General features: G+C 65.2%; 17 protein-coding genes and 2 tRNA genes. 17 read left to right on the forward strand and 2 right to left on the reverse strand.

The genetic code is table 11. The annotated features are described in order from the left end of the window. The first annotated feature begins 47 nt into the window (after nucleotides 1–47). The 4 genes from clpX to QNJ30_01185 all read left to right on the forward strand — a co-directional run bounded on the left by clpX (nucleotide 48) and on the right by QNJ30_01185 (nucleotide 4655). Nucleotides 48–1313, forward strand: coding sequence for an ATP-dependent Clp protease ATP-binding subunit ClpX (gene clpX / locus QNJ30_01170; protein ID MDJ0942046.1), 1266 nt, complete (start codon nucleotides 48–50; stop codon nucleotides 1311–1313). 151 nt (nucleotides 1314–1464) lie between these two features. Further along, nucleotides 1465–3870, forward strand: coding sequence for an endopeptidase La (lon, locus tag QNJ30_01175; protein MDJ0942047.1), 2406 nt, complete (start codon nucleotides 1465–1467; stop codon nucleotides 3868–3870). Between the two features lie 170 nt (nucleotides 3871–4040). Then, the gene (locus tag QNJ30_01180; GenBank protein ID MDJ0942048.1) at nucleotides 4041–4313 is read left to right on the forward strand and encodes an HU family DNA-binding protein; all 273 of its coding nucleotides are present in this window, start codon (nucleotides 4041–4043) and stop codon (nucleotides 4311–4313) included. Between the two features lie 266 nt (nucleotides 4314–4579). Further along, nucleotides 4580–4655 (forward strand) — tRNA-Val (locus QNJ30_01185). A gap of 19 nt (nucleotides 4656–4674) precedes the next feature. On the opposite strand, the gene QNJ30_01190 is transcribed toward QNJ30_01185, so the two are convergent. Further along, a complete protein-coding gene (locus QNJ30_01190) occupies nucleotides 4675–5388 on the reverse strand; it encodes a putative 2OG-Fe(II) oxygenase (protein MDJ0942049.1) in 714 nt (237 codons plus the stop codon). Nucleotides 5389–5564: 176 nt separating this feature from the next. Between QNJ30_01190 and QNJ30_01195 the strand changes: the two genes are divergently transcribed. Next, nucleotides 5565–5641, forward strand: a tRNA-Asp gene (locus QNJ30_01195). Nucleotides 5642–5896: 255 nt separating this feature from the next. On the opposite strand, the gene QNJ30_01200 is transcribed toward QNJ30_01195, so the two are convergent. Beyond that, nucleotides 5897–6301: an MGMT family protein gene (locus QNJ30_01200; GenBank protein MDJ0942050.1), complete on the reverse strand. Its 405-nt coding sequence runs from the start codon at nucleotides 6299–6301 to the stop codon at nucleotides 5897–5899. Nucleotides 6302–6558: 257 nt separating this feature from the next. Between QNJ30_01200 and QNJ30_01205 the strand changes: the two genes are divergently transcribed. The 12 genes from QNJ30_01205 to nuoL all read left to right on the forward strand — a co-directional run bounded on the left by QNJ30_01205 (nucleotide 6559) and on the right by nuoL (nucleotide 17809). After that, nucleotides 6559–6927 carry an NADH-quinone oxidoreductase subunit A gene (locus tag QNJ30_01205; protein ID MDJ0942051.1) on the forward strand — a complete coding sequence of 123 codons (369 nt, stop codon included), beginning with the start codon at nucleotides 6559–6561 and terminating at the stop codon, nucleotides 6925–6927. Beyond that, nucleotides 6918–7466 (forward strand): NADH-quinone oxidoreductase subunit B family protein, encoded by a 549-nt coding sequence (locus QNJ30_01210; protein ID MDJ0942052.1) that lies wholly within the window; start codon nucleotides 6918–6920, stop codon nucleotides 7464–7466. The genes QNJ30_01205 and QNJ30_01210 overlap by 10 nt, the downstream gene beginning before the upstream one ends. Before the next feature lie 45 nt (nucleotides 7467–7511). Beyond that, nucleotides 7512–8129 (forward strand): NADH-quinone oxidoreductase subunit C, encoded by a 618-nt coding sequence (locus QNJ30_01215; protein ID MDJ0942053.1) that lies wholly within the window; start codon nucleotides 7512–7514, stop codon nucleotides 8127–8129. Further along, on the forward strand, nucleotides 8129–9307 hold the full coding sequence (locus QNJ30_01220) for an NADH-quinone oxidoreductase subunit D (protein MDJ0942054.1): 1179 nt from the start codon (nucleotides 8129–8131) through the stop codon (nucleotides 9305–9307). Before QNJ30_01215 ends, QNJ30_01220 begins: the two co-directional genes overlap by 1 nt. Then, nucleotides 9304–9924: an NADH-quinone oxidoreductase subunit NuoE gene (gene nuoE, locus QNJ30_01225; protein ID MDJ0942055.1), complete on the forward strand. Its 621-nt coding sequence runs from the start codon at nucleotides 9304–9306 to the stop codon at nucleotides 9922–9924. The genes QNJ30_01220 and nuoE overlap by 4 nt, the downstream gene beginning before the upstream one ends. After that, nucleotides 9924–11210 (forward strand): NADH-quinone oxidoreductase subunit NuoF, encoded by a 1287-nt coding sequence (gene nuoF / locus QNJ30_01230; GenBank protein MDJ0942056.1) that lies wholly within the window; start codon nucleotides 9924–9926, stop codon nucleotides 11208–11210. Before nuoE ends, nuoF begins: the two co-directional genes overlap by 1 nt. Before the next feature lie 5 nt (nucleotides 11211–11215). After that, a complete protein-coding gene (gene nuoG, locus QNJ30_01235; protein MDJ0942057.1) occupies nucleotides 11216–13276 on the forward strand; it encodes an NADH-quinone oxidoreductase subunit NuoG in 2061 nt (686 codons plus the stop codon). Beyond that, complete coding sequence (gene nuoH, locus QNJ30_01240) at nucleotides 13269–14282, forward strand: NADH-quinone oxidoreductase subunit NuoH (protein MDJ0942058.1); 1014 nt, start codon at nucleotides 13269–13271, stop codon at nucleotides 14280–14282. Before nuoG ends, nuoH begins: the two co-directional genes overlap by 8 nt. Nucleotides 14283–14341: 59 nt before the next feature. Then, nucleotides 14342–14830 (forward strand): NADH-quinone oxidoreductase subunit NuoI, encoded by a 489-nt coding sequence (nuoI, locus tag QNJ30_01245; GenBank protein ID MDJ0942059.1) that lies wholly within the window; start codon nucleotides 14342–14344, stop codon nucleotides 14828–14830. 94 nt (nucleotides 14831–14924) lie between these two features. Further along, nucleotides 14925–15539, forward strand: coding sequence for an NADH-quinone oxidoreductase subunit J (locus QNJ30_01250; protein ID MDJ0942060.1), 615 nt, complete (start codon nucleotides 14925–14927; stop codon nucleotides 15537–15539). 4 nt (nucleotides 15540–15543) lie between these two features. Next, nucleotides 15544–15855, forward strand: coding sequence for an NADH-quinone oxidoreductase subunit NuoK (gene nuoK, locus QNJ30_01255; GenBank protein MDJ0942061.1), 312 nt, complete (start codon nucleotides 15544–15546; stop codon nucleotides 15853–15855). 7 nt (nucleotides 15856–15862) lie between these two features. Then, the gene (gene nuoL, locus QNJ30_01260) at nucleotides 15863–17809 is read left to right on the forward strand and encodes an NADH-quinone oxidoreductase subunit L (protein ID MDJ0942062.1); all 1947 of its coding nucleotides are present in this window, start codon (nucleotides 15863–15865) and stop codon (nucleotides 17807–17809) included. Nucleotides 17810–17812 lie beyond the last annotated feature (3 nt).

A 17812-nucleotide genomic window follows, 5' to 3' on the forward strand; every position in this document is an offset into this window, starting at 1 on the left:
CGTTTGTCTAACATGACAGCCGAGCAGGAAGACAGAGACGGTGGCCAATGAATAAATCGACCGGCAGCGACTCGAAAAATACCCTGTACTGCTCTTTTTGCGGAAAGAGTCAGCATGAGGTTCGCAAGCTTATTGCCGGGCCGACCGTCTTTATCTGCGACGAGTGCGTCGAACTCTGCATGGACATTATCCGTGAGGAGAACAAGACGACGCTGGTCAAGTCGCGCGACGGGGTACCCAGCCCCCGCGACATCTGCGCCGTGCTCGAGGACTACGTGGTCGGCCAAGACCACGCCAAGCGGGTACTGTCGGTCGCCGTGCACAACCACTACAAGCGGCTGGCGCATGGCGCCAAGAACAACGACGTCGAGCTGGCGAAGTCGAATATCCTCCTGATCGGGCCGACGGGCTGCGGCAAGACCCTGCTGGCCCAGACCCTGGCCCGGATCCTCGACGTGCCCTTCACCATGGCCGACGCCACCACCCTGACCGAGGCGGGCTACGTCGGCGAGGACGTCGAGAACATCATCCTCAAGCTGCTGCAGTCGGCCGACTACAACGTCGAGCGCGCGCAGCGCGGCATCGTCTACATCGACGAGGTCGACAAGATCTCCCGCAAGTCGGACAACCCCTCGATCACCCGGGACGTCTCGGGCGAGGGCGTCCAGCAGGCCCTGCTGAAGATCATGGAAGGCACCATCGCCTCGGTGCCGCCCCAGGGCGGCCGCAAGCATCCGCAGCAGGAGTTCCTGCAGGTCGACACGACCAACATCCTGTTCATCTGCGGCGGCGCCTTCGCCGGTCTGGAGAAGATCATCTCCCAGCGGCACCAAGGCTCCTCCATGGGCTTCGGTGCCGACGTCCGGGGGCCTGAAGACCGCTCGACCGGGGACATCCTGAAGGACGTCGAGCCGGAGGACCTGCTGAAGTTCGGCCTGATCCCAGAGTTCGTCGGCCGCCTGCCGGTGGTCGCGACCCTGGAGGATCTGGACACCGCGGCCCTGATCGAGATCCTGACGACGCCGCGCAACGCCCTGGTCAAGCAGTACCAGCGGCTCTTCGAGATGGAAGACGTCAGCCTGCAGTTCACCGACGACGCCTTGCGGGCGATCGCGGAGAAGGCCATTTCCCGCAAGACCGGCGCGCGGGGCCTGCGCTCCATCATGGAAGGCATCCTCCTGGAGCCCATGTTCGATCTCCCCGGCCTGGAAGGGGTGGAGGAAATCGTCATCAATCGTGAGGTTCTGGAAGGTGGTGCCCGGCCGCTCTATATCTATACCGACCGTCGTGAGGACGTGGGCAGCAGCGCCTGATCGCCTCGACGGACCGGCAGGTGTATCGGCCCTACTTGTACCGGCCGCTATTGGCCGCCACATTCCCAATCAGTCAGGCGTCTCCTGAACCAACATCAGGTCCGTACGGCGCAGCATGCCGGGCGGTCGCCAAGGAAAGCGAAGCGAGACTATGCTAGAAACCGCGCGTGGCAATCTGTTTCCGGTCCTTCCGCTCAGGGACATCGTCGTCTTCCCGCACATGATCGTGCCGCTCTTCGTCGGCCGCGAGAAGTCGGTGCGGGCCTTGGATGACGTTATGAAGGATGACAAGCAGATCCTGCTGGTTACGCAGCGCAACGCCTCCCAGGACGATCCGACGTCGGAGGACATCTACGCCGTCGGAACGATCGGCACCGTGCTGCAGTTGCTGAAGCTGCCCGACGGGACCGTGAAGGTGCTGGTCGAAGGCGGGCAGCGCGCACGCATCATGCGCTACGCCGAGAACCCAGACTTCTTCCAGGCCTACGCCGAGAGCATCGAAGAGCATCCCGGCGAGGAGGGCGAGATCGACGCTCTGGCGCGGACCGTGGTCGGCCAGTTCGAGCAGTACATCAAGCTGAACAAGAAGATCCCGCCCGAGGTCCTGGTCTCGATCAACCAGATCGAGGAGCCGAGCAAGCTGGCCGACACCGTGGCTTCGCACATGACCCTGAAGATCCCCGAGAAACAGGAGCTGCTCGAGACCGAGAAGGTCAGCGAGCGCCTCGGCAAGGTTTACGCCTTCATGGAGGGCGAGATCGGCGTGCTTCAGGTCGAGAAGCGGATCCGCAACCGGGTCAAGCGCCAGATGGAGAAGACCCAGCGCGAGTACTACCTGAACGAGCAGCTCAAGGCGATCCAGAAGGAGCTGGGCGAGGGCGAGGACGGCCGCGACGAGGTCGCCGAGCTGGAAGACAAGATCAAGAAGACCAAGTTCTCCAAGGAGGCCCGCGACAAGGCCATGGCAGAGGTGCGCAAGCTGCGCTCCATGAGTCCGATGTCGGCCGAGGCCACCGTGGTCCGCAACTACCTGGATTGGCTGCTGTCGATCCCCTGGAAGAAGCGCACCAAGGTCAAGAAGAACATCGCCCTGGCCAAGGAGATCTTGGACGCCGATCACTACGGCCTCGACAAGGTCAAGGAGCGGATCCTCGAGTACCTCGCGGTGCAGCAGCGGATGAACAAGGTCAAGGGTCCGATCCTCTGCCTGGTCGGTCCGCCGGGCGTCGGCAAGACTTCGCTCGGCAAGTCGATCGCACGGGCGACCGGCCGCAACTTCGTTCGCATGAGTCTGGGCGGCGTCCGCGACGAGGCCGAGGTCCGCGGCCATCGCCGGACCTACATCGGCTCGATGCCGGGCAAGGTCATCCAGGGCATGAAGAAGGCGAAGTCGTCCAACCCGCTGTTCCTGCTCGACGAGGTCGACAAGCTGGGCGCGGACTGGCGCGGTGATCCTTCCTCTGCGCTGCTCGAGGTCCTGGATCCGGAGCAGAACAACACCTTTGCCGATCACTACCTGGAGGTCGACTACGACCTGTCGGACGTGATGTTCGTAACCACGGCCAACACGCTGCGCATGCCGCAGCCGCTGCTCGACCGGATGGAGATCATCCGCATCGCCGGTTACACCGAGGATGAGAAGGTCGAGATCGCCAAGCGCCACCTGATCCCCAAGCAGGTCAAGGAGCACGGCCTGAAGGCGGCCGAGTGGTCGATTTCGGACCAAGCGTTGCGCGACCTGATCCGCTACTACACGCGCGAGGCGGGGGTCCGGAACCTGGAGCGCGAGCTGGCCAACCTGGCGCGCAAGGCGGTCAAGGAGATCGCGGTCAGCAAGGCCGAAAAGGTTCACCTCAGCCGGCGCAACCTCGAGAAGTTCGCAGGTGTCCGACGGCACCGCTACGGTGAGATCGAACTCGAGGACCTGGTCGGTGTCTCGACCGGCCTGGCCTGGACCGAGGTCGGCGGCGAGCTGCTGTCGATCGAGGCGGTGACCGTGCCGGGCAAGGGCAAGGTGACCTCGACCGGCAAGCTTGGCGACGTCATGAAGGAGTCGATCCAAGCGGCCGAGTCCTTCGTCAAGAGTCGCTGCTTCGCCTTCGGTATCCAGCCGGCCGTGTTCGAGAGCAGGGACATCCATGTCCACGTGCCCGAGGGGGCGACGCCCAAGGACGGGCCGTCGGCCGGGGTCGCGATGGTGACGGCGATCGTCTCGGTGTTGACCGGCATTCCGATTCGGCGCGACGTTGCCATGACCGGCGAGATCACCCTGCGCGGTCGGGTGCTGCCGATCGGCGGACTCAAGGAGAAGCTGCTCGCCGCCCTACGGGCCGGCACCAAGACGGTGCTGATCCCCAAGGACAACGAGAAGGACTTGGCGGAGATCCCGGACAACGTGAAGCGGGGTCTGGATATCATTCCGGCCGATTCGGTCGACGACGTCTTGCAGCACGCTTTGCAGCACCCGCCGACTCCGATCGAGTCGCCCGATGAGCCGGTCGAAGCGGTTCCTGCATCGGGCTCCGAGGACGACCACACCGGCGTGACAACGCACTAAAGTTCTGAATCATTTTTGCGACAAGGGACCTGGGAGCCGCGAAAATCCGGGGGATTCCGGCGTTCTCAGATTGACGCCGCGCGCGGGAGAGTCTTACACTCACGCACCTTTGCAGCGGATTCTCGCCATTTTCTCTTTTCATCTACCCGACGTAATGAGGGGGGTTCATCGTGAACAAGAACGACCTTATCGCCGCCGTCGCTGACAGCACCGGCTTGTCCAAGGCGGATAGCGCCAAGGCCGTGGACGGCGTTTTCGACTCGATTACCGGATCCTTGAAGAAGGGCACGGAGGTGCGCCTCGTCGGCTTCGGCACTTTCAGCGTCGCACGTCGCAAGGCGTCCGAGGGTCGTAACCCGCGGACCGGGGAGCCGATCCAGATCCCCGCGTCGAATCAGGCGAAGTTCAAGGCCGGTAAGGGCCTGAAGGACGCCCTCAACTGATTTGCGGCCTTCGGGCCGCCAGAATCTCTGAACGGCCGCCCGGAGCGTTCCGGGCGGCCGTCGTCTTTTGTGCCACGGATGGCTCGGGATCAGGCCCGGCTTCGCTTTGCCGCGAATCCTAGAGCGGGATGATTTGTCGTCGAAGGGGCTTCAAACTTGAATTCGGCCCCGCTTCAACTGTTTGGAGCACGATGAACTCAGGTCGCTTCGACCACATACCATCGTGCTCCAGGCGGAATCGGTCTAGACTGCCGCAACGGCATTCCGGGCGGTTAGCTCAGCTGGAAGAGCGTCTGGTTTACACCCAGAAGGCCGGCGGTTCGATCCCGTCACCGCCCACCATCGGCTCCGGTGTTCCGCCTCATACCAGCGGCGGCTTGCCGACCCGGGTCCGGGCGACCAACTTCTCCGGCAGCGGCGAGCCTGCGATCGCCGACTTGTTGACGTTCCAGGACAGGGTGATCCGCGGCCGCTCGCCGGTATAGGGGCTGACGCAGTGCACCACCTGGCCGGGGAACATGATCATCAGGCCCTCTTTCATGATCGGGGCGCAGGGCGTCGTCATCCGCCCGGCCTCCTGCTGGCAGCACATGGCGAGCCTCGGATCGGCGAAAAGGAAGCGTCCGCTCGCGCTCTCGTTGGGATGGCTGTCGCCGAAGGTCAGGAAGTAGACCACGCTCGCCATCGTCCGGTAGTGGCTGTGCGGCATGCAGTGGTCGCCCTTGCGGTAGACGGTGGCCCAGCCCAGGTCGAGGAAGGCCTCCTCGGTGTTGAAGACGCGCTTGAAGAGGGTCAGGGCACGGGCCTGGATCAGTTCCGCTTCCGGACAGCCCCAGCGGTCCAGGTGATAGACCTTCGCGCCGCCTTGCAGTCGGTGCCACTCCTCGGACAGCGTTGGGTCCTTCTCGAGTTCGAGCACCCGGCGGATCAGGGCGGCGTGGTAGGCTTCGGTGTCCCGGAACTGGGTCAGGACGACCGATTTCTCACGCCAGCGTTCGATCGTCTGGCCCTCGGGCCAGGTTTCGATCTGACCGGAGGCCAGCGCCACGGTTTCCGCCTTCACGTCAGTGCTCATTCCGGCCTCTCCCGGCAAGCTCCGGTCTTTGAGTTTAGCACTCCCCCCTGGGCGCGACCGGGGCAATCGGGTGGCAAGCCGGATGAGGCGGCAAAGATGCGGCGGCGCCCTGCCGGACCGCTTGACACCAATTCGGCGGTTCAGTACACCACAGCGTCCCGCCTGTCGGCGCAGACGGGGGTGTAGCTCAGTTGGTTAGAGCGCCGGCCTGTCACGCCGGAGGCCGCGGGTTCGAGTCCCGTCACTCCCGCCACTCTTCAAACTCTGCTCGATTTCCCGGCCGGGGGCTGTCAAACCTTGGTCCCCCTTTGTTCCGCAGGCGCCGCGCCTCGCCGAGAACCCTGCACGGCCGCGCTGGATACCAGCGCACTTCCCGATCAGACGCATTCGCGTCTGGCCGGGAGTAGTGCGCTAACACGTTGCAACGAGGGCAATACATCCGGCCAGATGGATCGCAAAGCGATTCCATCTGATCGGATAATGCCTTAGGAACTCAGGACCCACTACCCTAAAGCCGCCAGCGGCACCAGGCGCCGCGGCGGCGGAGTTGCTGGCTGCGGAGGGCCAGCTCCTCGACGTCGAAGCCCTGGGATTCCAGCCATTGCCAGCCCGGTCCGCGCCAGGCGACAGCCCTGAAGTCGACCCGGCCCCGGTCGTCGAAATGCACGCCCTCGGCTTGCAGCAGACGCCGTTGGCGCAGATCGCCGTCACCGCCGTCCTTTCGGTCGCTGACCTTGCCCTGGGCGTTGATGATCCGGTGCCAGGGGAGGTCCTGACTGGCGGGAAGCTGGGCCAGGGCGCGACCGACGATACGCGCAGAGCCCAGGCCCAGAACGAAGGCGACCTGACCATAGGTCGCGACTTCGCCGGCCGGCACCTGACGGATGACCGCCGCGATCCGCGGGTCGGCCACGCTTCGGTCGAGCTTTCCCGGCCGCCCGGTTCTGCGTTCTGCACGTTGGGCCCGGGTCATTGCTTCAGCCCTCGTCGGTGGAGATTCGGACCAGGAATACTAGGACAAAATCGAGAGTTCCGGGGTGTGCCTTTGGGCTTTCCGCGTCCGGTCCACGGTCCTATACTCCCGGCCGCCTGCCGCTCGCGGGACGTGAGTTGAGGTGTCCCACGGCGCTGGCCTTGGCAGGTTTCGGATCAGAGAGGTCTGGCGGCCCGATGGAGAATACTCTCATCATCGAATACCTGCCGATCTTGATCTTTATCGGGATTGCGATCGGCTTGGCAGTGGTGATCGTCGCTGCCTCCTACATCCTGGGTGAACAACGTCCGGACAGCGAGAAGGTCTCCGCCTACGAATGCGGATTCGAGGCCTTCGACGACGCGCGAAGCCGCTTCGACGTGCGCTTCTATTTGGTGGCGATTCTGTTCATTATTTTCGATCTGGAAGTGGCCTTCCTCTTTCCCTGGGCCGTATCATTAAATGAGACCGGCGTCTTTGGGTTCTGGTCGATGATGGTCTTCCTGGCGATCCTGACCGTCGGCTTCATCTACGAATGGAAGAAGGGAGCCCTGGAATGGGAGTAGAGGCCGATCTCCGAGGACAGATGCCGCTCCAGCCGGGAGCGCAGCAGGAGCAGGTGCTGCGCCGGGTGACCGAGGAAATCGGCGAAAAGGGCTTCGTGGTCGCTCAGCTCGACAAGCTGGCCGCCTGGGCGCAGACCGGGTCGCTCTGGCCGATGACCTTCGGGCTGGCGTGCTGTGCCGTCGAAATGATGCACACCGGTTGCAGCCGCTACGACCTTGACCGTTTCGGGATCATCTTTCGCCCGAGCCCGCGGCAGTCGGACGTGATGATCGTCGCCGGCACCTTGACCAACAAGATGGCGCCGGCCCTGCGCAAGGTCTACGACCAGATGGCGGAGCCGCGCTGGGTGATATCCATGGGCTCCTGCGCAAACGGCGGCGGCTATTACCACTATTCCTATTCGGTGGTGCGCGGCTGCGACCGTATCGTGCCCGTCGACATCTATGTGCCAGGCTGCCCGCCCACGGCGGAGGCACTGCTCTATGGCTTCCTCCAGCTGCAGAAGAAGATCCGGCGCGAAGCCGGCATGAAGGTGTAAGGCAAGGCCGTCGGCGACTGGAAGAAACGGTATTGGAAGGCTGGCATGGATGAGGCCCTCAGGGATCTCGGCGACTACGTCGCGGCCGCACAACCGGGTATCGAGTCCGAGATCGCTTACAGCGAGCTGATGCTGCGCTCGGAAGCTTCGGCGCTCATCAAGCTCCTGACTTTCCTGCGCGACGATCAGAACTGCCAGTTCAAGCAGCTTATCGACGTCACCGCGGTGGACTTTCCGGAGCGCCGCCCGCGCTTCGACGTGATCTACAACCTGCTGTCGCACAAGCAGAACCAGAGGATCCGCATCAAGATCGCCGCAGAGGAGGAAACCGCAGTTCCCTCGGCCTGCGAAGTCTACAGCACCGCCAACTGGTTCGAGCGGGAAGTCTGGGACCTTTACGGTCTCTTCTTCGACAACCACCCGGACCTGCGCCGCATTCTGACCGACTACGGTTTCGAAGGTCATCCCCTGCGCAAGGACTTTCCGCTCACCGGCTACGTCGAGGTGCGCTACGACGAGGAGCAGAAGCGTGTCGTTTACGAGCCGGTGAAGCTGGTCCAGGAGTTCCGCAACTTCGACTTCGAGAGCCCCTGGGAAGGCATGCTGCAGCAACTGCCGGGCGACGAGAAGGCGGAGGCCGACGGCGAGGGAGGCAAGCCCTGATGCCCGAAGCCAAGATCAAGCCGTTGACGCTCAATTTCGGGCCGCAGCATCCGGCGGCCCATGGCGTGCTTCGCCTGGTGCTGGAGATGGACGGCGAGGTGGTGACCCGGGCCGACCCGCACATCGGCCTGCTGCACCGCGGCACCGAGAAGCTGATCGAGTACAAGACCTATCTGCAGGCGGTGCCGTACTTCGACCGGCTCGACTACGTCTCGCCGATGAATCAGGAGCACGCCTTCGCCCTGGCGGTGGAGAAGCTGCTCGGAATCGTCGTGCCGCCGCGCGGCCAGTACGTCCGCGTGCTCTACAGCGAAATCGGCCGGATCCTGAACCACATCCTGAACCTCACGACCTTTGCTCTCGACGTCGGCGCCATGACACCGATCCTCTGGGGCTTCGAGGAACGCGAGCGCCTGATGGAGTTCTACGAGCGGGCCTCCGGCGCGCGGTTGCACGCCGCCTACTTCCGGCCCGGCGGCGTGCACCAGGACCTCCCGGCCGGGCTGCTGGAGGACATCGCCGAGTTCTGCAAGACCTTTCCACAGGCGATCGACCATATGGAAGGCCTGCTGACCGACAACCGGATCTTCAGGCAGCGGACCGTCGACATCGGCGTGGTCAGCGCCGAGGAGTGCTACGACCTCGGCTTCAGCGGCCCCATGCTGCGCGGCTCCGGCGTGCCCTGGGACCTGCGCCGGGCCCAGCCCTACGATTGCTACGCCGACCTGGACTTCGAGATTCCGATCGGCAAGAACGGCGACTGCTTCGACCGCTACCTGGTGCGGATCGAGGAGATGCGCCAGAGCCTGCGGATCATGGAACAGTGCGTCGAGCGCATGCCGGACGGGCCGGTCAGCGTCGAGAACAACAAGATCACGCCGCCCAAGCGCGGCGAGATGAAGCGCTCGATGGAGGCGCTGATCCACCACTTCAAGCTCTACACCGAGGGCTACCACGTGCCGCCGGGCGAGACCTATACGGCGGTCGAAGCGCCCAAGGGCGAGTTCGGCGTCTATCTGGTTGCCGACGGCTCGAACCGCCCCTACAAGTGCAAGATCCGCGCGCCGGGCTTCGCCCACCTGCAGGCCATGGACCACATGTCCCGAGGACACATGCTGGCCGACACGGTGGCGCTGATCGGCTCAATGGATATCGTCTTTGGCGAGATCGACCGATGAAGGCATCCAGTTTTCCCGACGCCGAAAGCGGCGGCTTCAGCTTCTCGCCGGAGAACGATACCCGCGCGAAGGCGATCGTCGGCCGCTATCCCGAGGGGCGCCAGGCCAGCGCGGTCTTGGCGCTGCTCGATCTGGCGCAGCGCCAGAACGATGGCTGGCTGTCGGGCGAGGCGATCGAGTACGTCGCCGATTACCTCGATATCGCGCCGATCCGAGCGCACGAGGTCGCGACCTTCTACTCGATGTTCAATCTCGAACCGGTCGGCAAGTACTTTATCCAGGTCTGCCGGACAACGCCCTGCTGGCTCTGCGGCTCCGATGACCTGACACAGCTCTGTCGCGACAAGCTCGGGATCGAAAAGGGCGGGACCACTGAGGACGGGCTCTTCACCCTGGTCGAGGTCGAGTGCCTCGGCGCCTGCGCCAACGCACCCATGGTGCAGATCAACGACGACTACTACGAGGACCTCAACGCCGAGCGCCTGGCCGAGATCCTGGACGCCCTCAAGGCGGGCCGCGAGGTCAAGGTCGGCTCCCAAAGCGGACGGCAGTCCTCGGCTCCCGACGGCGGGCCCAAGACCCTGGTCGACGTTGCCCCGGCGGGTGGAGACGCCTGATGCTGCAGGACAAGGATCGCATCTTCACCAACCTCTACGGCCAGGACGACTGGCGCCTCGAAGGCGCCCGGCGCCGCGGCGTCTGGAGCGAGGTCAAGTCCCAGATCGAGCTGGGCCGCGACAAGATCATCGAGCTGGTCAAGGACTCCGACCTGCGCGGCCGGGGCGGGGCGGGCTTCCCGACCGGCCTCAAGTGGTCCTTCATGCCCAAGGATCCGGGCGACCGTCCGGCCTACCTGGTGGTCAACGCCGACGAGTCCGAACCGGGCACTTGCAAGGATCGCGAGATCCTGCGCAACGACCCGCACCGCCTGCTGGAGGGCTGCCTGGTCGCCGGCTTCGCCATGGGCGCCAGCGCCTGCTACATCTACATCCGCGGCGAGTTCTTCAACGAGGCCTCCAACGTCCAGGTCGCCATCGAGGAGGCCTACGACGCCGGCCTGCTCGGCAAGAACGCCTGCGGCACCGGCTACGACTACGACGTCTACCTGCACCGCGGCGCCGGCGCTTACATCTGCGGCGAGGAGACCGCCCTGCTGGAGAGCCTGGAGGGCAAGAAGGGCCAGCCGCGCCTGAAGCCGCCGTTCCCGGCCATGGTCGGTCTCTACGGCTGTCCGACGACCATCAACAACGTCGAGACCATCGCCGTGGTGCCCGAGATCCTGCGCCGCGGCGTGCCCTGGTGGAGCGCCCTCGGCCGGCCCAAGAACACCGGTACCAAGATCTTCTCGATCTCCGGCCACGTGAACCAGCCCTGCAACGTCGAGGAGGAGATGGGCATCCCCTTGAAGGAGCTAATCGACAAGCACGCCGGCGGGGTCCGCGGCGGCTGGGACAACCTGCTGGCGGTGATCCCCGGCGGCTCCTCGGTGCCCTGCCTGCCCAAGCCGATCTGCGATTCTGTGCTGATGGACTTCGACAGCCTGCGCGAGGTCAAGTCGGGTCTCGGCACGGCGGCGGTGATCGTCATGGACAAGTCGACCGACATCGTCGCGGCAATCCAGCGGCTCGCCCATTTCTACATGCATGAGAGCTGCGGCCAGTGCACGCCCTGCCGCGAAGGCACGGGCTGGATGTGGCGGGTCCTGACCCGGATGATCGAAGGCCGTGCCGACGTCGAGGAAATCGACACCCTGCTCGACGTGACCTACCAGGTCGAAGGCCACACCATCTGCGCGCTCGGCGATGCCGCGGCCTGGCCGGTGCAGGGCCTGATCCGGCACTTCCGGCCCGAGCTCGAGCGCCGGATCGTCGAGTACAAGAAGACGGCGCAGGCGGCGGAGTAGGGACCTTGGCCAAGCTGACCATCGACGGCCGGGAGATCGAGGTCGAGGACGGCATCACCGTGCTCCAGGCCTGCGAGCTGGCAGGGATCGAGATCCCGCGCTTCTGCTACCACGAGCGGCTGTCGGTCGCCGGCAACTGCCGCATGTGCCTGGTCGAGATGGAGCGCTCGCCCAAGCCCATCGCCTCCTGCGCCATGCCGGTCGCCGAGGGCATGGTGATCCACACCGACACGCCGGGGGTCAAGAAGGCCCGGCGGGGCGTCATGGAGTTCCTGCTGATCAACCATCCGCTCGACTGCCCGATCTGCGATCAGGGCGGCGAGTGCGACCTGCAGGACCAGGCCATGGCCTACGGTTTCGACAGCAGCCGCTACGAGGAGAACAAGCGGGCGGTCAAAGAGAAGTACATGGGTCCCCTGATCAAGACGATCATGACCCGCTGCATCCACTGCACGCGCTGCGTCCGACTGGCGACCGAGGTCGCCGGGGTCGAGGAGCTCGGCGCCCTCGGCCGCGGCGAGCACCTGGAGATCTCGACCCTGGAGCGGGCGATCGATTCCGAACTCTCCGGCAATCTGGTCGACGTCTGCCCGGTCGGCGCCTTGACCTCAAAACCCTATGCCTTTTCCGCACGGCCTTGGGAGCTGCGCAAGACGCCGTCAATCGACGCCCTGGACGCGGTCGGCTCCAACATCCGGGTCGACTGCCGTGGCCGCGAGGTCATGCGGGTGCTGCCGCGCCTGCACGAGGACGTCAACGAGGAATGGATCTCGGACAAGACCCGCCACGCCTGCGACGGGCTTCGCCGCCAGCGCCTCGACCGTCCCTATGTCCGGCGCGACGGCAAGCTTCAGGAGGCGACCTGGGACGAGGCCTTCAAGGCCATCGCCGATCGCCTGTCCGGCCTCTCCGGCGAGAGGATCGCGGCCGTCGCCGGCGACCTCTGCGACGCCGAATCCATGCTGGCCTTGAAGGACCTGGTGGCGGCCCTGGGCTCGCCCAACCTGGACTGCCGCCAGGACGGTGCGAAGCTGGAGGGCGGAACCCGCGCCGGCTACATCTTCAACACGACCATCGCCGGCATCGAGCAGGCCGACGCGGCGCTGCTGATCGGCACCAATCCCCGTTGGGAAGCGGCCCTGGTCAACGCGCGCCTGCGCAAGCGCTTCCTCATGGGCGGCTTCCGGGTCGGCGTGATCGGCCCCCAGGTCGACCTGACGTATCGAAGCGACTATCTGGGCGCCGGGCCCGAGACCCTTAAGGAGCTGGCCGAGGGCCGCGGCGCCGGGGCCGAGCTGCTTAAGTCGGTCGAGAAACCCATGCTGGTGCTGGGCATGGGCGCCTTGGCGCGCCCCGACGGCGGCGCCGTGCTGGGCCTGGCGCGCCGGGCGGCCGAGGCCCTGGGCCTGGTCAAGGACGGGTGGAACGGCTTTAACGTCCTGCACAGGGCGGCAGCGAGGGTGGGTGGCCTCGACCTCGGGTTTCTGCCGCAGCCTGGGGGCAGGGACCTGGCGGGCATCTTGGAGGGTGCGGGCAAGGGCGAAATCGAGGCGGTCTTCCTGCTCGGCGCAGACGAGATCGACATGGCGGCCCTGGGCCAGGCCTTCGTGGTCTACCAGGGCCATCACGGCGACGCCGGCGCGCACCGCGCCGACGTGATCCTGCCGGGCGCCGCCTACACCGAGAAGAACGGCACCTACGTCAACACCGAGGGCCGGGTGCAGCTGGCCCGCCTGGCCGGTTTCCCGCCCGGCGACGCGCGCGAAGACTGGACCATCCTGCGCGCGCTGTCGGAGGCCTTCGGCAAGCCCTTGCCCTACAACAACCTCGGCGAGCTGCGCCAGCGCCTGGTCCAGGCCAACGAGGTCTTCGGCGCGGTCGATCAGGTCCAGGCCGCGCCCTGGGGCGCCTTCGGGGCCGAGGGGGCGCTGGATCCGGCGCCTTTCATATCGCCGATCGACAACTTCTACATGACCGATCCGATCAGTCGGGCCTCGGAGACCATGGCCGCCTGCACCGAGGCGTTCGTCTCCGGCCGGGGGGAGGCGACCGGCACCCATGGCTGATTTCGTCAACTGGGCCTTCTGGGACAGCTACCTGGGACAGGGCGTCATCATCGTCGCCCAGATCATTGCCATCCTGGTGCCGCTCCTGCTGTCCGTGGCCTACCTGACCTACGCCGAGCGCAAGGTTATCGGCGGCATGCAGCTGCGCAAGGGGCCCAACGTCGTCGGCCCCTTCGGACTGCTCCAGCCCATTGCCGATGCGCTCAAGCTGCTGTTCAAGGAGACGATCCTGCCCGCCGGGGCCAACCCGGTGGTGTTCCTGATGGCGCCGATGTTGACCTTCATCCTGGCCTTGATCGCCTGGGCGGTCATTCCCGTGGGCGCCGGACTGGTTCTGGCCGACATCAACGTCGGCATGCTCTATCTCTTCGCGATCTCCTCGCTCGGCGTCTACGGCGTGATCATGGCCGGCTGGGCCTCGAACTCGAAGTATCCCTTCCTCGGCGCCCTGCGCTCGGCGGCGCAGATGGTGTCCTACGAAGTCTCCATGGGCTTCGTGATCATCACCGTGATCCTGTTCGCAGGCTCGCTGAACCTGTCTGACATCGTCGAGGCCCAGCGGGATGGCTGGTTCATCTTCAGCATGTTGCTGCCGATGTTCGTGGTCTTTTTCACCTCGATTCTGGCGGAGACCAACCGTTCGCCCTTCGACCTGCCGGAGGGCGAGTCGGAACTGGTCGCCGGCTTCTTCGTCGAGTACTCGGCGATGACCTTCGCCCTCTTCTTTCTGGGCGAATACGCCAACATGATCCTGATGAGCGCGATGACCGCGATCCTGTTCCTGGGCGGCTGGCTGCCGCCGATCGACGTCGCGCCCTTCAATTGGATCCCGGGGCCGATCTGGTTCGCCGCCAAGATCGCCCTGGTCCTTTTTGGGTTCCTCTGGGTCCGCGCGACCTTCCCGCGCTTCCGCTACGACCAGCTGATGCGTCTGGGCTGGAAGGTTTTTCTGCCGCTGACCCTGCTGTGGGTCTTCTTGACCGCGGCCTATGTGGTCTTCGTCTGAGGGGGCGGCCATGCGGGGCAGCGTGAGTCGGATTTCGCGGGGGGAAGGGAAGAGCTGACATGTCGTTCCTCGATCGCACCGCGCGCTCCTTTCTCCTGCTCGAGCTGCTCTCGGGCCTCTGGCTGACCCTGCGCTACCTGTTCAAGCCGAAGGTCACCTTGAACTATCCCTACGAGAAGGGGCCGCTGAGCCCCCGCTTCCGGGGCGAGCATGCACTCAGACGCTATCCCAACGGCGAGGAGCGCTGCATCGCCTGCAAGCTCTGCGAAGCGATCTGCCCGGCCCAGGCCATCACCATCGAGGCCGAGCCGCGCGAGGACGGCAGCCGGCGGACGACGCGCTACGACATCGACATGACCAAGTGCATCTACTGCGGCTTCTGCCAGGAAGCCTGCCCGGTGGACGCCATCGTGGAAGGGCCGAACTTCGAGTTCGCCGCCGAGACCCGCGAGGAGCTCTTCTACAACAAAGAGAAGCTGCTCGCGAACGGCGAACGCTGGGAGCAGGAGATCGCGCTCAACATCTCGCTCGATGCACCTTATCGATAGAGCCCGGGCGAGGGATGCCGAGACGACGTGAGGGGAACCGGGGGATGAAGCAGCACAGCCTGGGCGGAAGGCCCGCCGAGAGGGAGCGCCGGTCATGATCGTTCAGGCCCTGGCCTTCTATCTCTTTGCCGGGATCACCCTGGCCTCTGCGGTCATGGTGATCTCCGCGCGCAACCCGGTGCATTCCGTTCTCTTCCTCATCCTGGCCTTCTTCAACGCCGCCGGGCTCTTCGTGCTGATGGGCGCCGAGTTCCTGGCGATGATCCTGGTGGTGGTCTACGTCGGCGCGGTCGCGGTGCTCTTCCTCTTCGTGGTGATGATGCTGGACATCAACTTCGTCGCCCTGCGCGAAGGGGTGCTGCAGTACCTGCCGGTCGGCGGGCTGGTCGGCCTGATCCTGCTGATCGAGCTGATCCTGGTCGCCGCGGCCTGGTCGGTCGCGCCCGACGCCGAAGCGGTTGCCCGGGTGCCGGTCCCGCCGCCGGACCAGGTCGACAACACCAAGGCGCTGGGGCAGGTGCTCTACACCAAGTACATCTACCTCTTCCAGGCCTCTGGCCTGGTGCTGCTGATCGCCATGGTCGGCGCCATCGTCCTGACCCTGCGCCAGCGCGAGGGTGTGCGCCGCCAGTCGATCGCCCGCCAAATCGGACGCCGCCGCGACGAGGGCGTGGAGCTCAAGGACATGCCGAGCGGAAGCGGGGTCTGACGCAATGTTCGAGATCGGCCTTGGGCACTATCTGACGGTCGCCGCGATCCTCTTCACCCTGGGGATCTTCGGCATCTTCCTGAACCGCAAGAACGTCATCATCATCCTGATGTCGATCGAGCTGATGCTGCTGGCGGTCAACATCAACCTGGTCGCCTTCTCGACCCACCTCCAGGACCTCGTCGGCCAGGTCTTCGCGATGTTCGTCCTCACCGTGGCCGCGGCCGAGGCGGCCATCGGCCTGGCGATCCTGGTGGTCTTCTTCCGCAACCGCGGCTCCATCGAAGTCGAAGACGTCAACATGATGAAGGGCTGACGCAGTTATGGATGTCATAGCCGTCTTTGCCCCGCTTCTGGGCGCCGCGATCGCCGGCCTCTTCGGCCGCAAAATCGGCGACCGCGCCGCGCAGCTGGTGTCCTGCGGCCTGATGGTGCTCTCCGGCTTCTTTTCGATCCTGGTCTTCAAGGCGGTCATCTTCGACGGCGAGACCTGGACGACGGAGCTCTTCACCTGGATCGACTCCGGGACCTTCGAGGTCTCCTGGGCGCTGCGCGTCGACAGCCTCAGTGCGGTCATGTTGCTGGTCGTCTCCAACATCTCGGCGCTGATCCACATCTACTCGATCGGCTACATGTCGCACGACAAGTCGATCCCGCGCTTCTTCTCCTACCTGTCGCTCTTCACCTTCTTCATGCTGATGCTGGTGACGGCGGACAACTTCCTGCAGATGTTCTTCGGCTGGGAAGGGGTCGGCCTGGCCTCCTACCTGCTGATCGGCTTCTGGTACGAGCGGCCCAGCGCCTGCGCGGCGGCGATCAAGGCCTTCCTGGTCAACCGGGTCGGCGACATCGGCTTCGCGCTGGGCATCATGGCCTGCTTCGTCCTCTTCGGCGCGGTCAGCTTCGACGAGGTCTTCGCCGTGGTGCCGCAACTTGAGGAGGCCCGCTTCGTCTTCCTCGGCGTCGAGTGGCACGCGCTCACCGTGACCTGCATCTTGCTGTTCATCGGCGCCATGGGGAAATCGGCTCAGCTCGGCCTTCACACTTGGCTGCCCGATGCCATGGAGGGCCCGACCCCGGTCTCGGCCCTGATACATGCCGCGACCATGGTGACCGCCGGGGTCTTCATGGTCTGCCGCCTGTCGCCGATGTTCGAGTACGCCCCGATCGCGCTGCAGATGGTCACCTACGTCGGCGCCGCGACCGCCTTCTTCGCCGCGACCATCGGTCTCACTCAATTCGACATCAAGCGGGTCATCGCCTACTCGACCTGCAGCCAGCTCGGCTACATGTTCTTCGCTGCCGGCGTCTCGGCCTATGGCGCGGCGATGTTCCACCTCATGACCCACGCCTTCTTCAAGGCGCTGCTGTTCCTCGGCTCGGGCTCGGTGATCCACGCCATGTCCGACGAGCAAGACATGCGCAAGATGGGCGGGCTCTACACGATGATCCCGATCACCTACGCTATGATGTGGATCGGCAGCCTGGCGCTGGCGGGCATCGGCATCCCGGGGGTCTTCGGCTTCGCCGGCTTCTACTCCAAGGACATGATCCTCGAGGCCGCCTTCGCCGATCACAGCCTGCACGGCAACATCGCCTTCTGGCTAGGCATCGCCGCCGCCTTCATGACCGCCTTTTATTCCTGGCGCCTGCTGATCATGACCTTCCACGGGCGCCCGCGGGCGAGCGAGGAGGTCATGTCCCACGTTCACGAGTCGCCCTGGGTCATGCTGGGGCCGCTGGTGGTGCTCGCGATCGGCGCGGTCTTCGCCGGGCTGATCGGCTACGACGCCTTCGTCGGCGACGGCCGCGAGGCCTTCTGGGGCGAGGCGATCCGGGTGCTGGCCGACAACGACACCATCGAGGGCGCCCATCACGTGCCGCTCTGGGTCAAGCTCCTGCCGCTGATCATGGCGGTGAGCGGGATCGGCCTGGCCTACGTCATGTACATGCTGCGGCCCGACCTGCCGGCGGTGGCGGTGCGCATCTTCCGGCCGATCCATGCCTTCTTCTTTAACAAGTGGTTCTTCGACGAGCTCTACGACCGGGTCTTCGTCCGGCCGGCCGTCTACCTGGGCTACGGTTTCTGGAAGGCGGGCGACGGCGCGGTCATCGACGGGGTCGGGCCGGACGGCGTCGCCGCGGCGACCCGCAACCTGGCCAAGCGCTTCAGCGCGCTGCAGAGCGGCTACCTCTACCACTACGCCTTCGCCATGCTGATCGGCGTCGTCGTGCTGGCCACCTGGTACATCTTCACGCAGGCCGGGTAGGGC

Source organism: Kiloniellales bacterium (genome assembly GCA_030066685.1).
In the GTDB taxonomy this organism is placed as follows: domain Bacteria; phylum Pseudomonadota; class Alphaproteobacteria; order Kiloniellales; family JAKSBE01; genus JAKSBE01.

What these genes read in the sequence shown, in the direction of transcription:
- clpX (MDJ0942046.1), top strand. Translation starts at nt 48, where the DNA reads ATGAATAAATCGACCGGCAGCGACTCGAAAAATACCCTGTACTGCTCT.
- lon (MDJ0942047.1), top strand. Translation starts at nt 1,465, where the DNA reads ATGCTAGAAACCGCGCGTGGCAATCTGTTTCCGGTCCTTCCGCTCAGG.
- QNJ30_01190 (MDJ0942049.1), bottom strand. Translation starts at nt 5,388, where the DNA reads ATGAGCACTGACGTGAAGGCGGAAACCGTGGCGCTGGCCTCCGGTCAG.
- QNJ30_01205 (MDJ0942051.1), top strand. Translation starts at nt 6,559, where the DNA reads ATGGAGAATACTCTCATCATCGAATACCTGCCGATCTTGATCTTTATC.
- QNJ30_01210 (MDJ0942052.1), top strand. Translation starts at nt 6,918, where the DNA reads ATGGGAGTAGAGGCCGATCTCCGAGGACAGATGCCGCTCCAGCCGGGA.
- QNJ30_01215 (MDJ0942053.1), top strand. Translation starts at nt 7,512, where the DNA reads ATGGATGAGGCCCTCAGGGATCTCGGCGACTACGTCGCGGCCGCACAA.
- QNJ30_01220 (MDJ0942054.1), top strand. Translation starts at nt 8,129, where the DNA reads ATGCCCGAAGCCAAGATCAAGCCGTTGACGCTCAATTTCGGGCCGCAG.
- nuoE (MDJ0942055.1), top strand. Translation starts at nt 9,304, where the DNA reads ATGAAGGCATCCAGTTTTCCCGACGCCGAAAGCGGCGGCTTCAGCTTC.
- nuoF (MDJ0942056.1), top strand. Translation starts at nt 9,924, where the DNA reads ATGCTGCAGGACAAGGATCGCATCTTCACCAACCTCTACGGCCAGGAC.
- nuoH (MDJ0942058.1), top strand. Translation starts at nt 13,269, where the DNA reads ATGGCTGATTTCGTCAACTGGGCCTTCTGGGACAGCTACCTGGGACAG.
- nuoI (MDJ0942059.1), top strand. Translation starts at nt 14,342, where the DNA reads ATGTCGTTCCTCGATCGCACCGCGCGCTCCTTTCTCCTGCTCGAGCTG.
- QNJ30_01250 (MDJ0942060.1), top strand. Translation starts at nt 14,925, where the DNA reads ATGATCGTTCAGGCCCTGGCCTTCTATCTCTTTGCCGGGATCACCCTG.
- nuoK (MDJ0942061.1), top strand. Translation starts at nt 15,544, where the DNA reads ATGTTCGAGATCGGCCTTGGGCACTATCTGACGGTCGCCGCGATCCTC.
- nuoL (MDJ0942062.1), top strand. Translation starts at nt 15,863, where the DNA reads ATGGATGTCATAGCCGTCTTTGCCCCGCTTCTGGGCGCCGCGATCGCC.